The organism is Streptomyces sp. NPDC002698 (assembly GCF_042888945.1).
GTDB lineage: Bacteria > Actinomycetota > Actinomycetes > Streptomycetales > Streptomycetaceae > Streptomyces.
In genome coordinates, this window is the sequence record NZ_JBIAQM010000024.1 from 32,605 (window position 1) to 49,179 (window position 16,575).

Annotated in this window: 14 protein-coding genes; 6 read left to right on the top strand and 8 right to left on the bottom strand. The window is 72.0% G+C overall.

Going from position 1 to position 16,575, the window contains the following annotated elements; all coding sequences use genetic code 11:
* Nucleotides 1-109 precede the first annotated feature (109 nt).
* Nucleotides 110-1,816 (top strand): LCP family protein, encoded by a 1,707-nt coding sequence (locus ACFYW9_RS28315; RefSeq protein ID WP_389155905.1) that lies wholly within the window; start codon nt 110-112, stop codon nt 1,814-1,816.
* 156 nt (nt 1,817-1,972) lie between these two features.
* Here ACFYW9_RS28315 and ACFYW9_RS28320 read toward each other — a convergent pair whose 3' ends face one another.
* The gene (locus ACFYW9_RS28320; protein ID WP_328669463.1) at nt 1,973-3,004 is read right to left on the bottom strand and encodes a glycosyltransferase family 2 protein; all 1,032 of its coding nucleotides are present in this window, start codon (nt 3,002-3,004) and stop codon (nt 1,973-1,975) included.
* 304 nt (nt 3,005-3,308) lie between these two features.
* On the opposite strand from ACFYW9_RS28320, the gene ACFYW9_RS28325 reads away from it, so the two are divergent.
* On the top strand, nt 3,309-4,673 hold the full coding sequence (locus tag ACFYW9_RS28325) for an LCP family protein (RefSeq protein ID WP_351874028.1): 1,365 nt from the start codon (nt 3,309-3,311) through the stop codon (nt 4,671-4,673).
* Between the two features lie 29 nt (nt 4,674-4,702).
* Here ACFYW9_RS28325 and ACFYW9_RS28330 read toward each other — a convergent pair whose 3' ends face one another.
* On the bottom strand, nt 4,703-5,251 hold the full coding sequence (locus ACFYW9_RS28330) for an acyl-CoA thioesterase (protein WP_326787373.1): 549 nt from the start codon (nt 5,249-5,251) through the stop codon (nt 4,703-4,705).
* Between the two features lie 118 nt (nt 5,252-5,369).
* Here ACFYW9_RS28330 and ACFYW9_RS28335 point away from each other — a divergent pair, with 118 nt between their 5' ends.
* Entirely contained in the window at nt 5,370-6,671 is a 1,302-nt protein-coding gene (locus ACFYW9_RS28335; protein ID WP_389155910.1) for an LCP family protein, read from the top strand.
* A gap of 127 nt (nt 6,672-6,798) precedes the next feature.
* Here ACFYW9_RS28335 and ACFYW9_RS28340 read toward each other — a convergent pair whose 3' ends face one another.
* From ACFYW9_RS28340 to ACFYW9_RS28360, 5 genes are read right to left on the bottom strand one after another with little or no spacing between them, the layout of a single operon-like run.
* Nucleotides 6,799-7,755, bottom strand: a complete 957-nt coding sequence (locus ACFYW9_RS28340; RefSeq protein ID WP_389155913.1) for a hypothetical protein — start codon at nt 7,753-7,755, stop codon at nt 6,799-6,801.
* A complete protein-coding gene (locus ACFYW9_RS28345; RefSeq protein ID WP_389155916.1) occupies nt 7,752-9,152 on the bottom strand; it encodes a protein phosphatase 2C domain-containing protein in 1,401 nt (466 codons plus the stop codon). Before ACFYW9_RS28345 ends, ACFYW9_RS28340 begins: the two co-directional genes overlap by 4 nt.
* A 10-nt stretch (nt 9,153-9,162) precedes the next feature.
* Nucleotides 9,163-9,828: a VWA domain-containing protein gene (locus ACFYW9_RS28350; protein WP_389155919.1), complete on the bottom strand. Its 666-nt coding sequence runs from the start codon at nt 9,826-9,828 to the stop codon at nt 9,163-9,165.
* Nucleotides 9,829-9,845: 17 nt separating this feature from the next.
* Entirely contained in the window at nt 9,846-10,319 is a 474-nt protein-coding gene (locus ACFYW9_RS28355) for a hypothetical protein (RefSeq protein WP_351874015.1), read from the bottom strand.
* Nucleotides 10,316-11,806, bottom strand: coding sequence for a methyl-accepting chemotaxis protein (locus tag ACFYW9_RS28360; protein WP_389155922.1), 1,491 nt, complete (start codon nt 11,804-11,806; stop codon nt 10,316-10,318). Before ACFYW9_RS28360 ends, ACFYW9_RS28355 begins: the two co-directional genes overlap by 4 nt.
* Before the next feature lie 202 nt (nt 11,807-12,008).
* On the opposite strand from ACFYW9_RS28360, the gene ACFYW9_RS28365 reads away from it, so the two are divergent.
* On the top strand, nt 12,009-12,701 hold the full coding sequence (locus ACFYW9_RS28365; protein ID WP_351874010.1) for a tellurium resistance protein: 693 nt from the start codon (nt 12,009-12,011) through the stop codon (nt 12,699-12,701).
* Nucleotides 12,702-12,845: 144 nt separating this feature from the next.
* Here the strand turns inward: ACFYW9_RS28365 and ACFYW9_RS28370 are convergent, their stop codons facing one another.
* On the bottom strand, nt 12,846-14,003 hold the full coding sequence (locus tag ACFYW9_RS28370; protein ID WP_351874007.1) for an acyl-CoA dehydrogenase: 1,158 nt from the start codon (nt 14,001-14,003) through the stop codon (nt 12,846-12,848).
* A gap of 191 nt (nt 14,004-14,194) precedes the next feature.
* Here ACFYW9_RS28370 and ACFYW9_RS28375 point away from each other — a divergent pair, with 191 nt between their 5' ends.
* The gene (locus tag ACFYW9_RS28375) at nt 14,195-15,538 is read left to right on the top strand and encodes a UDP-glucose/GDP-mannose dehydrogenase family protein (RefSeq protein WP_329300054.1); all 1,344 of its coding nucleotides are present in this window, start codon (nt 14,195-14,197) and stop codon (nt 15,536-15,538) included.
* A 535-nt stretch (nt 15,539-16,073) separates the two neighbouring features.
* Nucleotides 16,074-16,433 carry a VOC family protein gene (locus tag ACFYW9_RS28380; protein ID WP_328669481.1) on the top strand — a complete coding sequence of 120 codons (360 nt, stop codon included), beginning with the start codon at nt 16,074-16,076 and terminating at the stop codon, nt 16,431-16,433.
* The last annotated feature ends 142 nt before the right edge of the window (nt 16,434-16,575 follow it).

Genomic DNA, 16,575 nt, shown 5'->3' on the forward strand with positions numbered 1-16,575 from the left:
CCGTCAGGCGTCCTACAGGACGCGAGCGGTGTCAGGCCGGGCGTGGAAGCGTCCGGCCCGACGCTCGACGGACCCGTTTGTCAGGCGCAGGGTGGGGAGAGGCTGGGAGATGGCGCGAAGCAGTGTGCGCGGGGAGGGAGCACGACCACGTGTCCCGCAGGCCGGCGAACTGGGCTGGGACGACAGCATGTACGAGGAGGGCGGCGAGTCCGTCCGGACGGCGGACGGCGGCAGCACCCGGACCGACGACGACGGCACCGGGCCGCAGGGGCAGGGTCCGTACGGCGGGGACGACGACGGACGGCACGGGACCACGGGCCGCCCCCGGCGCAGACGCCGAATACTGCGCTGGTCGGCGATGGTGCTGTCGGTCCTGATACTCGGCACCGCCGGTGCCGGCTATCTCTACTACCGGCACCTGAACAGCAACCTCAAGCAGGAAGACCTGAACATCGGCGACGCGAAGGACCGCGCCGCGAAGACGAAACCGAACGCGGCGGGCCAGACCCCGCTGAACATTCTCCTGATCGGTTCGGACGCCCGGAACTCCACCGAGAACCAGAAGCTCGGCGGCGCGAAGGACACCTTCGGCACACCGGCCCGCGCGGACGTCCAGATGCTGCTGCACCTGTCCGCGGACCGCACCAACATGTCGGTCGTGAGCATGCCGCGCGACACGCTGCTCCAGATACCCAACTGCACAGACCCGGAAACCGGGAAGACCTACGCCGCGAGCTCGTCGCTGACGATGACGAACGACTCGCTGGGCCGCGGCGGCCCCGGCTGCACGGTCGCGACCTGGGAGAAGCTGACCGACATCCACATCGACCACTTCATCATGGTCGACTTCGCGGGTGTGGTGTCGATGGCCGACGCGATCGGCGGCGTCCCCGTCTGCGTGGACGCCAACATCTACTCGCACACCTCCACCGGTCACGGCTCCGGACTCAAGCTCGAGAAGGGCACGACGTCCATCAAGGGCGAGCAGGCCCTGCAGTGGCTGCGCACGCGGTACGGCTTCGAGGACGGCAGCGACATCGGCCGGACCAAGGCCCAGCACCAGTACATGAACTCGATGGTGCGCCAGCTCCGTGAGAACGCCACGCTGAGCAACCCGGGCAAGCTGCGCGGCCTCGCGGAGACGGCCACCAGCGCGCTGACCGTCGACCAGGGCCTGGGCTCGGTCACCAAGCTCTACGACCTCAGCAAAGAGCTGAAGAAGGTCCCGACCAAGCGCATCACCATGACCACGATGCCGTGGGTGTACTCCAGCGACGGCAACCGGGTGCTGCCCAAGCCGACGGACGCGGACAAGGTCTGGCGGCTGCTGCGCGAGGACATCGGGCTGGACGGCAAGGGCAAGAAGAAGACCGCGGAGAAGACCTCCTCGGATCCGGCCGCGGCGGACGACAAGATCGCCGTGCAGGTGCAGAACGGCACCCGCACCAGCACGCTGGCCCCGGTGTCCGGACGCGCGAGCGCGGTGAGCGAGCTGCTCGTCGGCGAGGGATTCACGCAGGCGAAGGCCGACCCGTCGACGGTGACCACCGAGGCGACCACGGTCATCCGCTACCCGAGCGCCGATCTGGAGGGTGACGCCCTGCGGCTCGCCAAGGCCCTCGGGATGTCGACCCACGCGGTGGAGAAGTCGGCGGACGTCTCCGGGGTCACGCTCGTCGTCGGCGCCGACTGGCGGGACGGCACGGCGTACGAGGCACCCGAGGACGACGACTCGGCGCCCGAGTCCGCGAAGCTCGACAAGGGCTCGGACACCAGCGCCTGCATGCACGTCAACCCGGACTACACCTGGTCGTAGAACCGGCCGACGGTGAACGGCAGTCGGGCCCCTCTCGAAGTCGAGAGGGGCCCGATTCATGTCCGGTGGGACGGCGGCGCGGGGATCAGGGTCTCCTTGCCGGCCCGGGCGTGCGTATCGGCCCGGGCGTCGGAAAGGCCCCTCCGCGACGCCTTCTCAGCGGGTCGCGCCGACGACCGCCGGCCGACGGGACGCGATGACCTTCTTCGCCAGGGACCTGGGGCTCGTCAGGAAGCCCCAGCCCCACGACATGTGCATCGTCGCGAGGGCCACGGGGATCTGGAGCCGGGCCTTCGCCGGCAGACCCTTGCCCGCGGGCAGCGAGCCGAGCCCGATGGCCGCGAGATAGCCGGCCGGGACGATCAGGCCCCAGGGCGTCAGCACCGCGCCGACGACCACGCCCGCCGCGATCGCGCAGACGGCGGTCGGCGGGGCGAGGTAGCGCAGGTTGATGGAGCCCTCGTGGTAGCGGGCGACGACGTGCCGCCAGCGGCCGTAGTCCTTGTACTGCTTGGCCAGCGCCTTGACGGACGGCCTCGGCCGGTACGACACCCTCAGCTCGGGCGAGAACCAGATGAGCCCGCCGGCCTCACGGATCCGGAAGTTCAGCTCCCAGTCCTGGGCGCGGATGAACTCCTCGTTGTAACCGCCCTGCCGCTCCAGCGCCTCGCGCCGGAACACCCCGAGGTACACGGTCTCGGCCGGGGCCGCCTCGCCTCCCGTGTGGAAGGCCGCGTTGCCCACGCCGATCTTCGACGTCATGGCGGCGGCGACGGCGTGCTCCCAGTCGTTCTCGCCCTCGGCGTGCATGATGCCGCCGACGTTCTGCGCGCCGGTCTCCTCCAGGAGCCGTACGGCGGTGGCGATGTAGTTCGGGGACAGCATGCCGTGCCCGTCGACGCGCACGACGACGGGATGCCGGGACGCCTTGATCGCGGCGTTCAGGGCCGCGGGCGTGCGCCCGGTCGGGTTCGGCACCGTGTGGACGCGCGGGTCCTCACGGACGAGTTCGGCGGCGATCTCGTCCGTCCGGTCCGTTGAGGGACCGATGGCGATCACGACCTCCATCTCGCCGTCGTACTCCTGCGCCAGGATCGCTTGGACGGCCCCGCGCAGATGCCGCTCCTCGTTGAGGACGGGCATGATCACAGAAACGGCGGGGGACCGCACGTCAGACTTCTCGCTCATCGGAGCTCACGTTACCGCGAACGGGGGACACGGTCGCGCGCCGCCCGGCGTAAGGACCGGGCCGCAGATCGTATGGGCCTACCGTGCACACGGATCCCCATGCCAGCGGAACGCGGCTCCGTCCGGCCCCGCGGAACGCTTCCCTCCCCCGTCCAGCCTCGCGGAGGTGTCCTCCTTGCCCACGCCGCCCCGCTCCCCCGTCCGCCCTCAGCGCCCCCCGCAGCCGTCTCCCGCGCGGCGTCCTGTCCGGCGCTCCGGCGGACGGCCCGTACGCCCCGTACGGCGCAGGAGGCCACGCTGGGCCATGCGGGCGCTGACCACCGTCTCCGTGGTGGTCCTCGCCTCGGCGGGCATCGGACACGCGGTGCTGAGCGGCCTGGACGCGGACATCGCCCGGGTCGACCCGTTCAAGGACATGAAGAACCGGCCCGAGGGCGGCCACGGCATGAATCTGCTGATGGTCGGCACCGACGGCCGGGAGAAGATCACCGAGGCGGAGCGGCGGAAGTACCGGCTCGGCGGCGCGCCCTGCCACTGCACCGACACGGTCATGATCGTGCACATCTCGGAGGACCGGGAGCGCGCCAGCATCGTCAGCCTGCCGCGCGACTCCTACGCCGAGGCGCCCGCGCACACCGACCAGGTCACCGGCAGACGGCACGCCCCCCACCCCCTCAAGCTGAACGCGGCGTACGCGGAGGGCGGCCCGACCCTGACCGTGCGGACCGTCGAGAACATGACCCACGTGAAGATCGACCACTACATGGAGGTCGACTTCACCAGCTTCATGAAGACCGTCGACGTGCTCGGCGGCGTCCGGATCTGCACCGCGCAGCCGCTGAAGGACAGGTACACCGGCCTCGACCTGGCGGCCGGCCCGCATGTGCTGGGCGGCGGACAGGCGCTTCAGTACGTACGGTCCCGGCACACCGACGGCTCCTCCGACCTCGGCCGGATGAAGCGCCAGCAGCGCTTCCTGGCGTCTCTCGTCTCCCGGGCCACGTCGTCCGGAGTGCTGCTGAACCCGATGAAGTTCCGGGACGTGACCCGGGCGGTGCTGGGCTCGGTGCGGGCCGACAAGGGGTTCGGCACGGACGAGCTGCTGGACCTGGGCCGGGCGATGCGGAACTTCTCCCCGTCCTCGTCCGAGTTCACGACCGTGCCGATCGGGCAGATGGCCTATGCCGTCAAGGGCATCGGCTCGACCCTGAAATGGGACGGGCCGAAGGCGCGGAAGCTGTTCCAGGAACTGCGCGAGGACAAGCCGCTGGCAGCTCCCCGGGCGCCGCGGCCGAAGGCCGTCCGGGTCGCGGTGGCCCCGCAGCGGATCCGGGTCCAGATCGAGAACGGGACCTCCACGACGGGTCTCGGCAAGCGGGTCGACGGCGCGCTCGCCGCCACCGGCTTCCGGACGACGGGCCGTCCCACGACGGCCCACGGCCCCACGGTCCGGCGCACCGTCGTCGCGTACGACCCCCGCTGGGACCGCTCGGCGAAGTCCCTCGCGGCCGCGCTGCCCGGTGCCGAGCTGCGCGCGGTCCGCGGGCAGGGCCCGCTGCTGAAGGTGGTCGCCGGCGCGGACTTCAAGCGGGTGACCCGGGTACGGGCCGACGACCCCGCTCAGGGCGAGTCCGGGGTGATCACGGGAGACCAGGTGGTGTGCCCCTGACCCGGGACGCGTGATCCGGACGGCAGGCCCTACTCGTCGAGGCCTTCCGCCGCCCGCTTCTCGCGGAGTTCCATGATCGCGCGGCGGCGGGCCAGCCGGTGCGTGCGGCGGATCTGCGCCTCCTGGAAGCGGCGCTCGTCACGCTCGGTCTCGGTGATGACCGGTGGCACCCGGCGGGGCTTGCCGTCGCCGTCGACGGCGGCGAAGACGAGATAGGCCGAACCGACCTGCTGAGGCGGGGTGGACTCGTTCCAGCGCTCGGCCAGGACCCGCACACCGACCTCCATCGAGGTCCGTCCGGTCCAGTTGACCTGGGCCTTCACATGGACCAGGTCACCCACGCGAACGGGTTCGAGGAAGGCCATCTCGTCCATCGAGGCGGTGACGGCGGGTCCGCCGGAGTGCCGCCCCGCCACGGCGCCCGCCGCGTCGTCGACGAGCTTCATGATCACGCCACCGTGCACCGATCCCAGAAGGTTCGTGTCGTTGTGGGTCATGATGTGACTGAGGGTGGTTCTGGACGCGGAGGTCGGCTTGCCCGGGATGTCGTTTTCCGGGTTGGGGGCCTGGTCTGTCATGTCCTCCACCTTATGCCGGGTGCGCGGCGGTCGATTTGCATCAGCTCTGCAACAGGCGTGACCCAGATCTCCCTGCTCTCTTGTAAGGCCCCTGGTGGAGAGCGGCACACTGGTCCGCATGAATGATTGGCCCGACGGGCGGTCCGACGACAACCGCAGCAACCGCTACGGACGCGGCAGCGCAGGCGCACAGCCTGAGAGCGCCCGCGTCATGCGCCAGGTCCGCCGTGGGCCCGCCGCACCCGCACCGGGCCAGGGCGCGCCGCCGTACGGCGCCGGGGTGCCCCGGCAGCCCTCGTACGTCGACGGTCAGGGCTACGACGAGGGCCAGGGCTACGACAACGGGTACGACTCCGGCTACAACACCGGCCACGTGTACGGGAACGGCCCCGGCGGCCCGCAGGGCCCCGGCGGGGACGGCGCGTACCCGCGGCGCCCCGCGCCGAACTGGCGGAAGCGGATCAAGTGGACCGCGATCACGCTGGTCACCGCGCTGGTCGTGGTCTCCGTCGGAACGTACTTCTGGGCCGACTCCAAGCTCCACCGTGACGTGGATCTCTCCAAGGTCATAGACCGGCCGGAGACCGGCGAGGGAACGAACTACCTGATCGTCGGTTCCGACAGCCGCGCCGGCATGTCCGCCGAGGAGAAGAAGAAGCTGCACACCGGCTCCGCCCAGGGCAAGCGCACGGACTCGATGATGATCCTGCACACCGGCAGCAACGGCTCGACGCTGGTCTCGCTGCCGCGTGACTCCGACGTCGAGATCCCCACGTTCAAGGGCTCCGAGTCCGGCAAGACGTACCAGGGCACCGGCAGGCACCTGAAGCTGAACGCCGCCTACGCCATGGACGGACCCGAGCTGCTCGTGCGCACCGTCGAGGCCAACACCGGTCTGCGCATCGACCACTACGTGGAGATCGGCTTCGGCGGGTTCGCGAACATCGTCGACGCCGTCGGCGGTGTCGAGATGACCCTCGACAAGGGCTTCAAGGACAAGTACTCCGGCGCCGATTTCAAGGCGGGCAAGCAGACGCTGAACGGCGAGCAGGCCCTCGCCTTCGTCCGGACCCGGTACGCCCTCGCGGCCTCGGACCTGGATCGCACCAAGAACCAGCAGAAGTTCCTGGCCGCCCTGGCCCACCAGGCCGCGACCCCGTCGACCGTCCTGAACCCCTTCAAGTTCTACCCGACGATGAGCGCGGGCCTCGACTCGCTGGTCGTCGACAAGGACATGAGCCTGTGGGACCTGGCCGACATGTTCTGGGCCATGAAGGGCGTCACCGGCGGCGACGGCACGTCCATGAACATGCCGATCTCCGGTTCCAGCGGCGGCAACCTCGTCTGGGACAAGGCGAAGGTCAAGACACTGGTGGACGAGCTCAAGAACGACGAGAAGGTCACGGTGACAGGCAACTGACCCGTCGCCGAACGGCGTTGACGGCGGCCTGTCCCGTTCAGGACCGCCGTCGGCGCTCCGGCCCGGCATCGCACGAGGTCGCCGGTCCCCTTGACCCACCGACACCGCCTTCTACGGTGTCGGTGGGTCAATTGCGTAGAGAGCGCAGGGTGATACGGCCCCGGGTGCGCGGTCCGTCGAACTTCGAGCGGTCGACGACGGGCCTCGGGGCCGGTTCCGCGGCCATGAGACGGATGGTGTCGCGGCCCGCGAGAGCGGTGCACCACTGGGCGAGGTGGGGGCGGGTGCCCCGCGGGCCCGACGCCTCCTCCCAGAGGTCACGGACCGCGTCGGCCCGCCGGTCGTCGAGCACGCCGGACAGCGGCTTCAGGGGCTTGCCGGGCGTCACGTACGCGTCCTGGCTCACGACCCGGCCCACCACCAGAGCCGCCTTGTAGCGGTCGCTGTCCACCGTGGCGCTGCCGGCGGCGGCCAGCGGGTCGTGCCAGTCGGGGGTGTCCGCCTGTTCCAGGACCGGGGGTCGCCCGGCCATGCGGACGCCGTCGCAGTCCAGGAGATACGGGGCGGGTGCGGGCCGGACGGTCCACAGCACGTTGGCGTGGGACACGTCACCGACGACCAGCCCCAGGGCGTGCAGCCACCGGAAGAGCCCGAGGAAGGCGACGAGCAGCGCGAACCGCTCGGCCGGCGACGGCTGCGCGACGGCCTGCCAGGCCGCCCTCGGCGGCCGGAGCAGATAGGACAGGTCGGTCAGCCGGGTCTCGCCGCGCGAGGTCGGCCAGGTCATGGAGTCCGGCGCCCGGCGCATCAGGAAGCCGGTCGCCCTGCCGCCGTCCATGACCCGGCACAGCGGCCACGCCGTCTCCCGGTCCAGGCGCTCCCGGTCGGCCGGGGCGAGCCCCTGGCGCAGGGCCACGAGCGCCGCCAGTCGACCGGCGTCGGCCTTCCCCGGCTCGCGATAGCTCTTGTACAGCAGCCGGCCGGGACCGGCGACGTCGTACACCTCGCCCTGGCCGCCGTCGCCGACGCGCACGCCGAGGGTGAGCGAGCCGAGCGTCACGTCGGCGCCGTCGTCGGTGCTCACGGCCCGGCCTCCCACAGGACGACGGCGGTGCGGTCGTCGTCGTACGACTTCACCCGGTACTGGAGCTGCCACAGGAAGTCGGCCGGTGCCGGCGCGGCCCCCCGGCCCCATCCGGACCCCAGGAAGTCCCGCATCCCCGCGTCACCGGCGAGCGGTGTGGACAGGCCGTCCGTGCACAGCACGAGGACGTCGCCGGGCAGGGCCGGGGCGAGGAGCAGGGCGCGGGCGCGGTGCCCGTGCGGCAGGGCGGCGGTGCGGGTGTCGATCATTCCGTCGCCGTCGTGCTCGGGGTCCGTGAGGGACAGGTTCCACTCCCCGGCGCGCAGCAGCGCCGTGCCGCCGTCGCCGACGGCCAGGAAGCCGCGGGCCCGCACCCGGGGATCGAGCGGGACGAGCAGGGCGCGCAGGGTGGTGGCGTACGCGGCGGGGTCGTCGCCGTGTTCGCGGGCGCGGTGCGCGAGCAGGGTCGCGACCCGGCCCACGGCGGTGTCCACCAGTGCGGCGAACCCCGGCCGGTCGCCCGTGCGCAGGGTCTCCGCGAGCTCCGCGGACACGGCGTCCAGCTCCATCGCGGCGAGCCGGCAGGCCTCCTGGGAGCCGACGTGCGAGCGGGCCGCCGATCCTACGCCGTCCGCCACCGCGAGCAGCAGCAGCCCGTCCGGGCCGAGGGTCCCGAGGCGCACCACGGCCAGGGAGTCCTGGCGCGGCTCGCCCTGATAGCGGTGCGAGTCGCCGCGCACCGACGCCGCCCGCACGGTCAGAGGGCCGTACCCGGCGCCGTCCACCACCATGTCGGGCGTCAGCGCCGCGGTCGGATCCTCCCGGACCGAGGGAAGCTCGCGGGGCTCCGGGGCGTACAGCGGGGGCTTGGGGCCGGAGTGGAACGGCGCGCCGAGCGCCGGGACGGATCCGGTCCGCGCGGCGGGCCCGTCGGCCGCCGGCGAGGGCCGCGGGCCCTGCCCGTAGGACAGGGGGGTCGGCCCGGCGGGCCGCGCCGGGGACGTCCCGGGCACCGCGGCGGGCGCCCCGGGCTCCGGCTGGTCGCTGAAGAACAGGTCGACGCTCTGCCAGGTCTCGTCCAGCGGGTCGGGCTCCCGCGCGTCCGGCCAGCTGAACTCCGTCCGCCGCGGGTCGTGCTGGCACCCCTCCGGCTGTCCCGGGTCCGGATGTCCCGGGTCCGGATGCCGCGCTTCGGGTTGACGCAGATCGGGATGGCGCGCTTCGGGCTCGCGCAGGTCGGGACGGCGGGTGTCGGGCTCGCGCAGATCGGGACGGCGCGTGTCGGGCTCGCGCAGATCGGGACGGCGCGTGTCGGGCTCGCGCAGGTCGGGCCTGTGCAGGTCGGACTGCCGCGGGCCCGTCCGGGACCGTCCGGCGGCGTTCATGTCGTTCTCCATCGGTGCGACCTCACAGCTTGTCGAGAGAGACGATGGAGAAGCCGGGCACGGTGTCGTCCACGGCCAGGGTGAATCCGTTGCCGCCGTTCGCGGCGATGCCCTCGGCGGACCGGACGATCGACCGGGTGAGGCTGGAGGCGAACTCGCGCAGCGCCTGCGCCGGTGACACCGAGGAGTCCTTCTGCATGAACGCCCGGAAGTTCGCGACCCGGGCGATCGTCGACTCCTGTGCCTCACCGATGCCGAAGGCGATGATCTTCGGGCAGAACCGTGACTGGGTGACCTCCTTGTACGCCTGGTCCCAGTCCGGGTCGGTGGGAATGCCGTCCGAGAGGAAGAAGACCACGGGGCGGTACACCTCGTGGCCCTCCGCCTTCAGTCCCGCCACATCGGCCTCGACACAACGCAGCAGGGTGCGGAAGGCGTCGCCGTACGAGGTGAGCCCGCCCGCGGCGAGCGCGGGGACCGAGTCGATGCCGCTGAGGTCGACGAGCGGCTGGAGCACGGTGGCGGTGTCGGAGAAGCCGATCAGGCAGAAGCGCGTCTTGTCGGCGACGGTCGGGTTGGTGCTGATCTCGTGGTGCAGGTCCGGGAGCGCGCCGTTGATGGCGTCGATCGGCTCGCCGATCATCGACCCGGACTCGTCGCAGAGCAGGTAGAAGGGCAGGATCTGCAAGGTCTCGTACCTCCGGCTCAGTACGTGTAGAAGTAGATCTCGATGTCGGCGTGGCCCGGGGAGGCTCCGCCCTTCCAGAAGTCGCGGGTGGTGGCGGCGCGGAACATGTCCGGACGGGCCCTCTCCAGCAGGGCGTTGACCTCGTGGGCGTAGCGGCCTCCCGCGCCCGGGTCGGTGTGGCGTCCGAAGGTCAGCACGAAGGCGGCCTGCCGTCCCCGGTAGCGCGTGGTCGCGGCGCGCAGTGCCCGCACGATGCCTTCGCCGTCGCCCGCCTGCGCGTCGACGGCCACCCTGACCGGTGTGCGGACCACCGCCCTCGGTCCGGTGTGCCGGGCCTTCTTCCCGTCGGCGGAGGACGCGGGGGCGGGGCGCTTGCCGGCGGCCTGCGGGTCGCCCTGGTCCCCCATGGCCACCAGGGCGAGGACGAGGAGCATGTCCGCGAACAGCCAGCCCGCCATGTGCAGCGGCTGGAACCTTCCCCCGCGCCTCATCGGGCCTCGGTCAACGGCGCGGGAGGCAGCGGCGGGGGCTGACGGCGGGGGTCGGGCCGCGAGGCGCCGGGGTGGCCCGGGTCACCGGAGGGGGGCCCGAATCGGTCGGCGGGAGCGTCGGCCTGCTCCACGGGCGACCCGAACCGGTCCGGGGGAGCGTGGCCCGCGTCGGCGGAGGGAGCGTGGCCCGCGTCGGCGGAGGAGGCACGGCCCGCGTCGGGGGACCGGAGATGCCCGTGGGTGTGGCCACCCGTCGACCAGGTCACCACCTGCCCTGCCTGCCCCGCCCGGTCCGCCTGCCCTGCCTGGCCCCCCTTGCCCGGAGGGCCGAAGTACGGGGGGCCGCCCGCCCTCAACTCGGCCACCAGCCGGGCGAACTCGTCGGCGACCGCCCGCAACGCGCCGCTCTGGGAGTTCAGTTCACGCACCGCGTGCTGGGACTCCTCGACCGCGAGGGCCGTACCCTCCGCCACCTCGTCGAACCGGCCCAGGAGTTGGGCCGAGATGTCCGACGTCACCTCGATGCCGGTGGTGTAGGCCCGCTGGGACGCGGCCAGCACGGTGACGGAGTCCTCGACGCGGTCACCGGCGCCCTGCACGGCGAGCCGCACCTCACCGCTCGCGTCGCGGACGTCGTCGAGCGCCTTGCGGACCTGCGCCCCGCCGTCGCTGACGGCGGCCTCGACGCGGCCCACCGCGATCTCCAGGGGCTTGACGGAGGTGTCGACCCCGGCCAGCCTGCGTTCGGCGCCCCGCACCGCGTCACCGACGGCCGAGGCGGCCGTCGTCAGGTCCTCCTGGACCCGGACCGCCTTGTCGCCCAGCCGCTCGAGCGTCGCGGCGGCCTCGGTGAGCTCGGCGGCGAAGCGCTGCGGGGAGCTCGACCGCTGCCCGTTCAGCACGAGCTGGGCGCGGGTCAGCGCCGGGACGAGCGCCGCCATCAGTTCCTCGCGGCCGCGATCGGCGTCCTCCTCCCGGCGGGCGACGGCGGACCGCCGCAGACCGTGCACGAGCACCAGCGCGAAGAGCAGCGCGATGGCGACGGTGGCGCTCATCGCCACATGGCCGAACGTGAAGGCGCCGGTGAGGTGCCCCTCGAAACCGGACTGCCACAGATGGAGGAAGGGCCGGGAGGCGGCCCTCGGATCCGCTCCCGTCAGCGCCCCGTACGCGCTCGACGCCCGGGTCAGTCCGAACCAGGTGAGCATCAGCGGCACGAAGACCAGCGCGCCCAGCACGCCCTCGGCGTAGGACCAGAGCGGGTGGCCCCCGCCCCGCGCGCCGGCCGCCCGGAGGCTCTCGGGGCGGGCGTAGGCGGTGAGGAGATCGAGTTCGGACCACGGGTCCAGTTCGTGGGCGTCCTGCTTCCGAAGTGCCGCCGCGAGCGCGGTCAGTTCTTCCCTACGGGTGCCGAGCGCCGGCCGCTCCGCGAGTTCCTCGATGCTCTGCGCGATCACATGACGGTCCATCAGGGCGCCTGACGGCATGCCCACCCCCACAACACGACGGACGCGGGGACGCGTTGACGGCGCCGTGGATCCCCACCCGTGTCATGTGCCGCCGTGCCCCCGCCGGTTCACACGCACCAGACGCGTGACCGAGGGCACAGAGAGTACTCCAGCGGACACGCTCCGCGCATAAACTCGCGGCACCCGCCACTCTCCCCGACGGCGGCGCGAGGGGGAAAAGTTGAGCAACGACGAACGTCCACGGGCGACCATCCGCCTGAGGCCCGCGCCCGGCGCCCGGCCCGGAACCGGCACGCAGCGCGCGGCCCCCGCGGCCCGTGAAGCGACGCGGCCTCCCGCCGCGCGGACCGAGACGATGCTGACCAGGTCGACGCCGCAGGCCCGCATCACGGGACGCGGAGTCCTTCAGGTGAACCTCAACCGGCCGCCGGGAACCGGGGCCGACCTCGACCTCGGCTGCATGGCCGCGTTCACGGACGGCACCTGCGCGGCCGTACAGCCGCTGGGGAACAACTTCGGCTCGCTGACGCGGTGGCCGTACATGGAACTCGACCAGGACGACCGCACCGGGGCGTCCTCGGACGGGGAGACGGTCCGGGTGGACCTGGAGCGGCGCGAACTCTTCCGGCAGCTGCTCTTCCACGTCTACGTGTACAGCGGCGCCGTGGATTTCCGGAGCCTGGGCGCCACGGCCACCGTGACCGCCCCGTCCGGCGGTTTCCGTATCGCCCTCGACGACTCGCCCGAGGGCGCCACGGGCTGCGCCATCGCCCTGGCCACACCCGCCGAGGGCGGCCTCACGGTCAGCCGCGAGGTCCGCTGGTTCACCGGCACCCTCCGGCGCTCGGTCCAGGAGCAGATGGACAGCGCCTACGGGTTCGGTCTCACCTGGGTCCGCATGCGGAAGGACTGACCTGCCCCGACCTGACCTGACCTGACCTCCGGAAATGACCCCCGGAAACGCGAGAGGTGAGAGGCACACCGGGTGCCTCTCACCTCTGCTGCCCATCGGCGATCACCGAACACCGATCCGCGATCCGGTGCCGACGGGGGCGTACTACGGCAGGTTCCTCGCCATCACGATCCGCTGGACCTGGTTCGTGCCTTCGTAGATCTGCGTGATCTTCGCGTCGCGCATCATGCGCTCGACCGGGTAGTCACGGGTGTAGCCGTAGCCGCCGAGGAGCTGGACGGCGTCCGTGGTGACCTCCATGGCGACGTCCGAGGCGAAGCACTTGGCGGCGGCGCCCTGGAAGGTCAGGTCCTTGTCGCCGCGCTCCGACTTGGCGGCGGCCGCGTACGTGAGCTGGCGGGCGGCCTCGATCTTCATGGCCATGTCCGCGAGCATGAACTGGACGCCCTGGAAGTCGGCGATCGGCTTGCCGAACTGCTTGCGCTCCTTGACGTAGCCCTTGGCGTAGTCGAGGGCGCCCTGGGCGACACCGAGGGCCTGGGCCGCGATGGTGACGCGGGTGTGGTCCAGGGTCTTCATGGCGGTCGCGAAGCCGGTGCCCTCCTCGCCGATCATGCGGTCGGCGGGAATGCGCACGTTGTCGAGGTAGACCTCGCGGGTCGGGCTGCCCTTGATGCCGAGCTTGCGCTCCGGGGCGCCGAAGGAGACACCCTCGTCGGACTTCTCGACGACGAACGCGCTGATGCCCTTGGAGCGCTTCGTCGGGTCGGTCACCGCCATGACCGTGTAGTACTCGGAGACGCCCGCGTTCGTGATCCAGCGCTTCACGCCGTTCAGGACCCAGAAGTCGCCGTCGCGGACGGCCCGCGTCTTCATGCCGGCCGCGTCCGAACCGGCGTCCGGCTCGGAGAGGCAGTACGAGAACATCCCGTCGCCCTTGGCGAGCGGGGTCATGTACTTCTTCTTCAGGTCCTCGGAGCCGGAGAGGATCACCGGCAGCGAGCCCAGCTTGTTCACCGCGGGGATCAGGGAGGAGGACACGCAGACGCGGGCCACCTCCTCGATCACGATGACCGTCGCGAGGGCGTCGGCGCCCGCGCCGCCGTACTCCTCGGGGACGTGCACGGCGTGCAGGTCGTTGGCCACCAGGGCGTCCAGCGCCTCCTGCGGGAAGCGGGCTTCCTCGTCCACGGCGGCGGCGTACGGCGCGATTTTCGCCTCGGCCAGCGAGCGGATCGCGTCCCGGAGCATGTCGTGCTCCTCGGACGGGCGGTACAGGTCGAAATCAGCCGATCCGGCCAAGGTCTCTCACGCTCCAAAAGGTGCTGTGCTGGCGGCGCTAACTACCGTTAAGTAACACAATTTTAAAGGTCCCGCTCGCGAGACGGATACGTGAGCTTGGCGACAGGGGTAAAACCGCCCGTGAAAGCGCTCCCCGAAGCCCCGACTATGCTCAGGCGCGCACCTACGCGCCGCACACCTCAGGAGCATCCATGGCCCTCAAGATCACCGTGATCGGCACCGGCTACCTCGGCGCCACCCACGCCGCGGCCATGGCCGAGCTCGGCTTCGAGGTCCTCGGGCTCGACGTCGTGCCGGAGAAGATCGAGATGCTCCAGCGGGGCGAGGTCCCGATGTTCGAACCCGGTCTCGAGGAGCTGCTGCGCAAGCACGTGGCCGGGATCGAGGGCTCCACGGGCCGACTCCGCTTCACCATGGACTGGGCCGAGGTCGGCGCCTTCGGCGACGTCCACTTCGTGTGCGTGAACACGCCCCAGAAGCACGGCGAGTACGCCTGCGACATGTCGTACGTCGACGCGGCCTTCGAGTCGCTGGCCCCGCATCTGCACGGTCCCGCCCTCGTGGTCGGCAAGTCCACCGTGCCGGTCGGCTCGGCTGAGCGGCTGGCCGCACGGCTCGCCGAGCTCGCACCCGCGGGCGAGAGCGCCGAGCTGGCCTGGAACCCGGAGTTCCTGCGCGAGGGCTTCGCCGTGAACGACACGCTGCACCCCGACCGGATCGTGGTGGGCGTGCGCGGCGAGCGCTCCGAGAAACTGCTGCGCGAGGTCTACGTGACGCCGGTCGCCGAGGGCACGCCGTTCGTCGTGACCGACTTCCCCACCGCCGAGCTGGTGAAGACGTCCGCGAACTCCTTCCTCGCCACCAAGATCTCCTTCATCAACGCGATGGCCGAGGTCTGCGAGGCCGCCGGCGGCGATGTCGCCAAGCTGGCCGAGGCGATAGGACACGACGAGCGGATCGGGAAGAAGTTCCTGCGGGCCGGGATCGGCTTCGGCGGCGGCTGTCTGCCCAAGGACATCCGCGCCTTCATGGCGCGCGCCGGTGAGCTGGGCGCCGATCAGGCGCTGACCTTCCTGCGCGAGATCGACTCCATCAACATGCGGCGCCGTGGGCAGATGGTGGAGATGGCCCGCGACGCGCTCGGCGGCGGTTCGTTCCTCGGCAAGCGGGTCGCCGTGCTCGGCGCCACCTTCAAGCCGGACTCGGACGACGTGCGCGACTCCCCGGCGCTGAACGTCGCCGGGCAGATCCACCTCCAGGGCGGCCAGGTCACCGTGTACGACCCGAAGGGCATGGAGAACGCCAAGCGGCTGTTCCCGACGCTCGGGTACGCCCGCTCCGCCGTGGAGGCCGTACGGGGTGCCGATGTCGTGCTGCACCTGACGGAGTGGCGCGAGTTCCGCGAGCTGGACCCGGCGGTGCTGGGCGAGGCGGCGACGTCCCGGGTGCTCCTTGACGGGCGGAACGCGCTGGACCCGGAGACGTGGCGCCGGGCCGGCTGGACGTACCGGGCGATGGGGCGGCCCACCGCCTGAGCCCCTGCCGGGGGCGGACGTCGCTCGGGGCGCGGGTTTCCCGGCTCCGGGCCGGCTCCCAGACCCCGGGTCCGGGCTCAGGGCGGGACGCCGGGCAGGCTCCCAGGTCCGGGCACCGCGCGGGACTGCGGCCGGGCGTCGGGCGGGGCAACGGCCGGGCGAAGGCCGGGGCCTAGGCGCAGGACACCGGGCAGTGCCGACAAGGGCCCGGGGCCGGGGCGCGGGACGCCGGTCCGGGCAGGACGCCGGTCCGGCCGAGGCTCAGTCGGCCGGACCGGCGCCGGTTGCATTCTGCACCACTTCGCTGTGCGGTGACCGGAGACCGCCGGACCGCGTCCGGCTCCCGGCCCCGCCGTCCGCAGGATTTACCGTGGCCGGAGGCTGCTCGGCGCGGTAGCGGCGCGTCTTGGCGCGGCCCCCGCCGCCTCGCCCGCCGTCGGACCGAAGCGCATGCGGGAGCATGGGGTGACCGTTACCGCTCGAAGCGGTTGACGGGTAACCAGCCCGTGCTGCCGGAGATCCCACGGAGGAAGTCATGGCTCTTGCCGAACTGGACGTCGTCGTCCTGGACTGTCCCGACCCGCTCGCGCTCGCCGAGTTCTACGCGGGGGTGCTGGGCGGCACCATCACGGAGGAGACCGACTGGGTCGACCTGGAGGTGCCCGGCGGGCGGAAGCTGGCGTTCCAGGGGTCACCCGCGTACGTACCGCCGCGCTGGCCCTCGCCCGACGGCTCGCAGCAGTTCCATCTGGACCTGGCCGTCGAGGACCTGGACGTGGCGGAGAAGGGCGTGCTGGCGCTCGGCGCGACGCCCCTGGACACCGAGGACAGGGCGCGTTCGTTCCGGGTGTACGCCGACCCGGCCGGGCACCCGTTCTGCCTCTGTGCCTGCTGAAGGCGTCCGACGCCGGCCGGCCGGGTCGGCGGTCCTCGCGGAGGAGGGCGGGCGGCCGGCGACGCCTGTGGCTCGGTGACCGGTGGGCCGGGGGCGGCGGGCCTCCGGCCGCCCGGGACCGCCGGTCACCGAGCCGGCCGGC

Coding starts and splice junctions, on each gene's coding strand:
- ACFYW9_RS28355 (WP_351874015.1), bottom strand. CDS start 10,319: ATGAGGCGCGGGGGAAGGTTCCAGCCGCTGCACATGGCGGGCTGGCTG.
- ACFYW9_RS28380 (WP_328669481.1), top strand. CDS start 16,074: ATGGCTCTTGCCGAACTGGACGTCGTCGTCCTGGACTGTCCCGACCCG.
- ACFYW9_RS28345 (WP_389155916.1), bottom strand. CDS start 9,152: ATGGAGAACGACATGAACGCCGCCGGACGGTCCCGGACGGGCCCGCGG.
- ACFYW9_RS28320 (WP_328669463.1), bottom strand. CDS start 3,004: ATGAGCGAGAAGTCTGACGTGCGGTCCCCCGCCGTTTCTGTGATCATG.
- ACFYW9_RS28330 (WP_326787373.1), bottom strand. CDS start 5,251: ATGACAGACCAGGCCCCCAACCCGGAAAACGACATCCCGGGCAAGCCG.
- ACFYW9_RS28360 (WP_389155922.1), bottom strand. CDS start 11,806: ATGCCGTCAGGCGCCCTGATGGACCGTCATGTGATCGCGCAGAGCATC.
- ACFYW9_RS28335 (WP_389155910.1), top strand. CDS start 5,370: ATGAATGATTGGCCCGACGGGCGGTCCGACGACAACCGCAGCAACCGC.
- ACFYW9_RS28315 (WP_389155905.1), top strand. CDS start 110: ATGGCGCGAAGCAGTGTGCGCGGGGAGGGAGCACGACCACGTGTCCCG.
- ACFYW9_RS28325 (WP_351874028.1), top strand. CDS start 3,309: ATGCGGGCGCTGACCACCGTCTCCGTGGTGGTCCTCGCCTCGGCGGGC.
- ACFYW9_RS28375 (WP_329300054.1), top strand. CDS start 14,195: ATGGCCCTCAAGATCACCGTGATCGGCACCGGCTACCTCGGCGCCACC.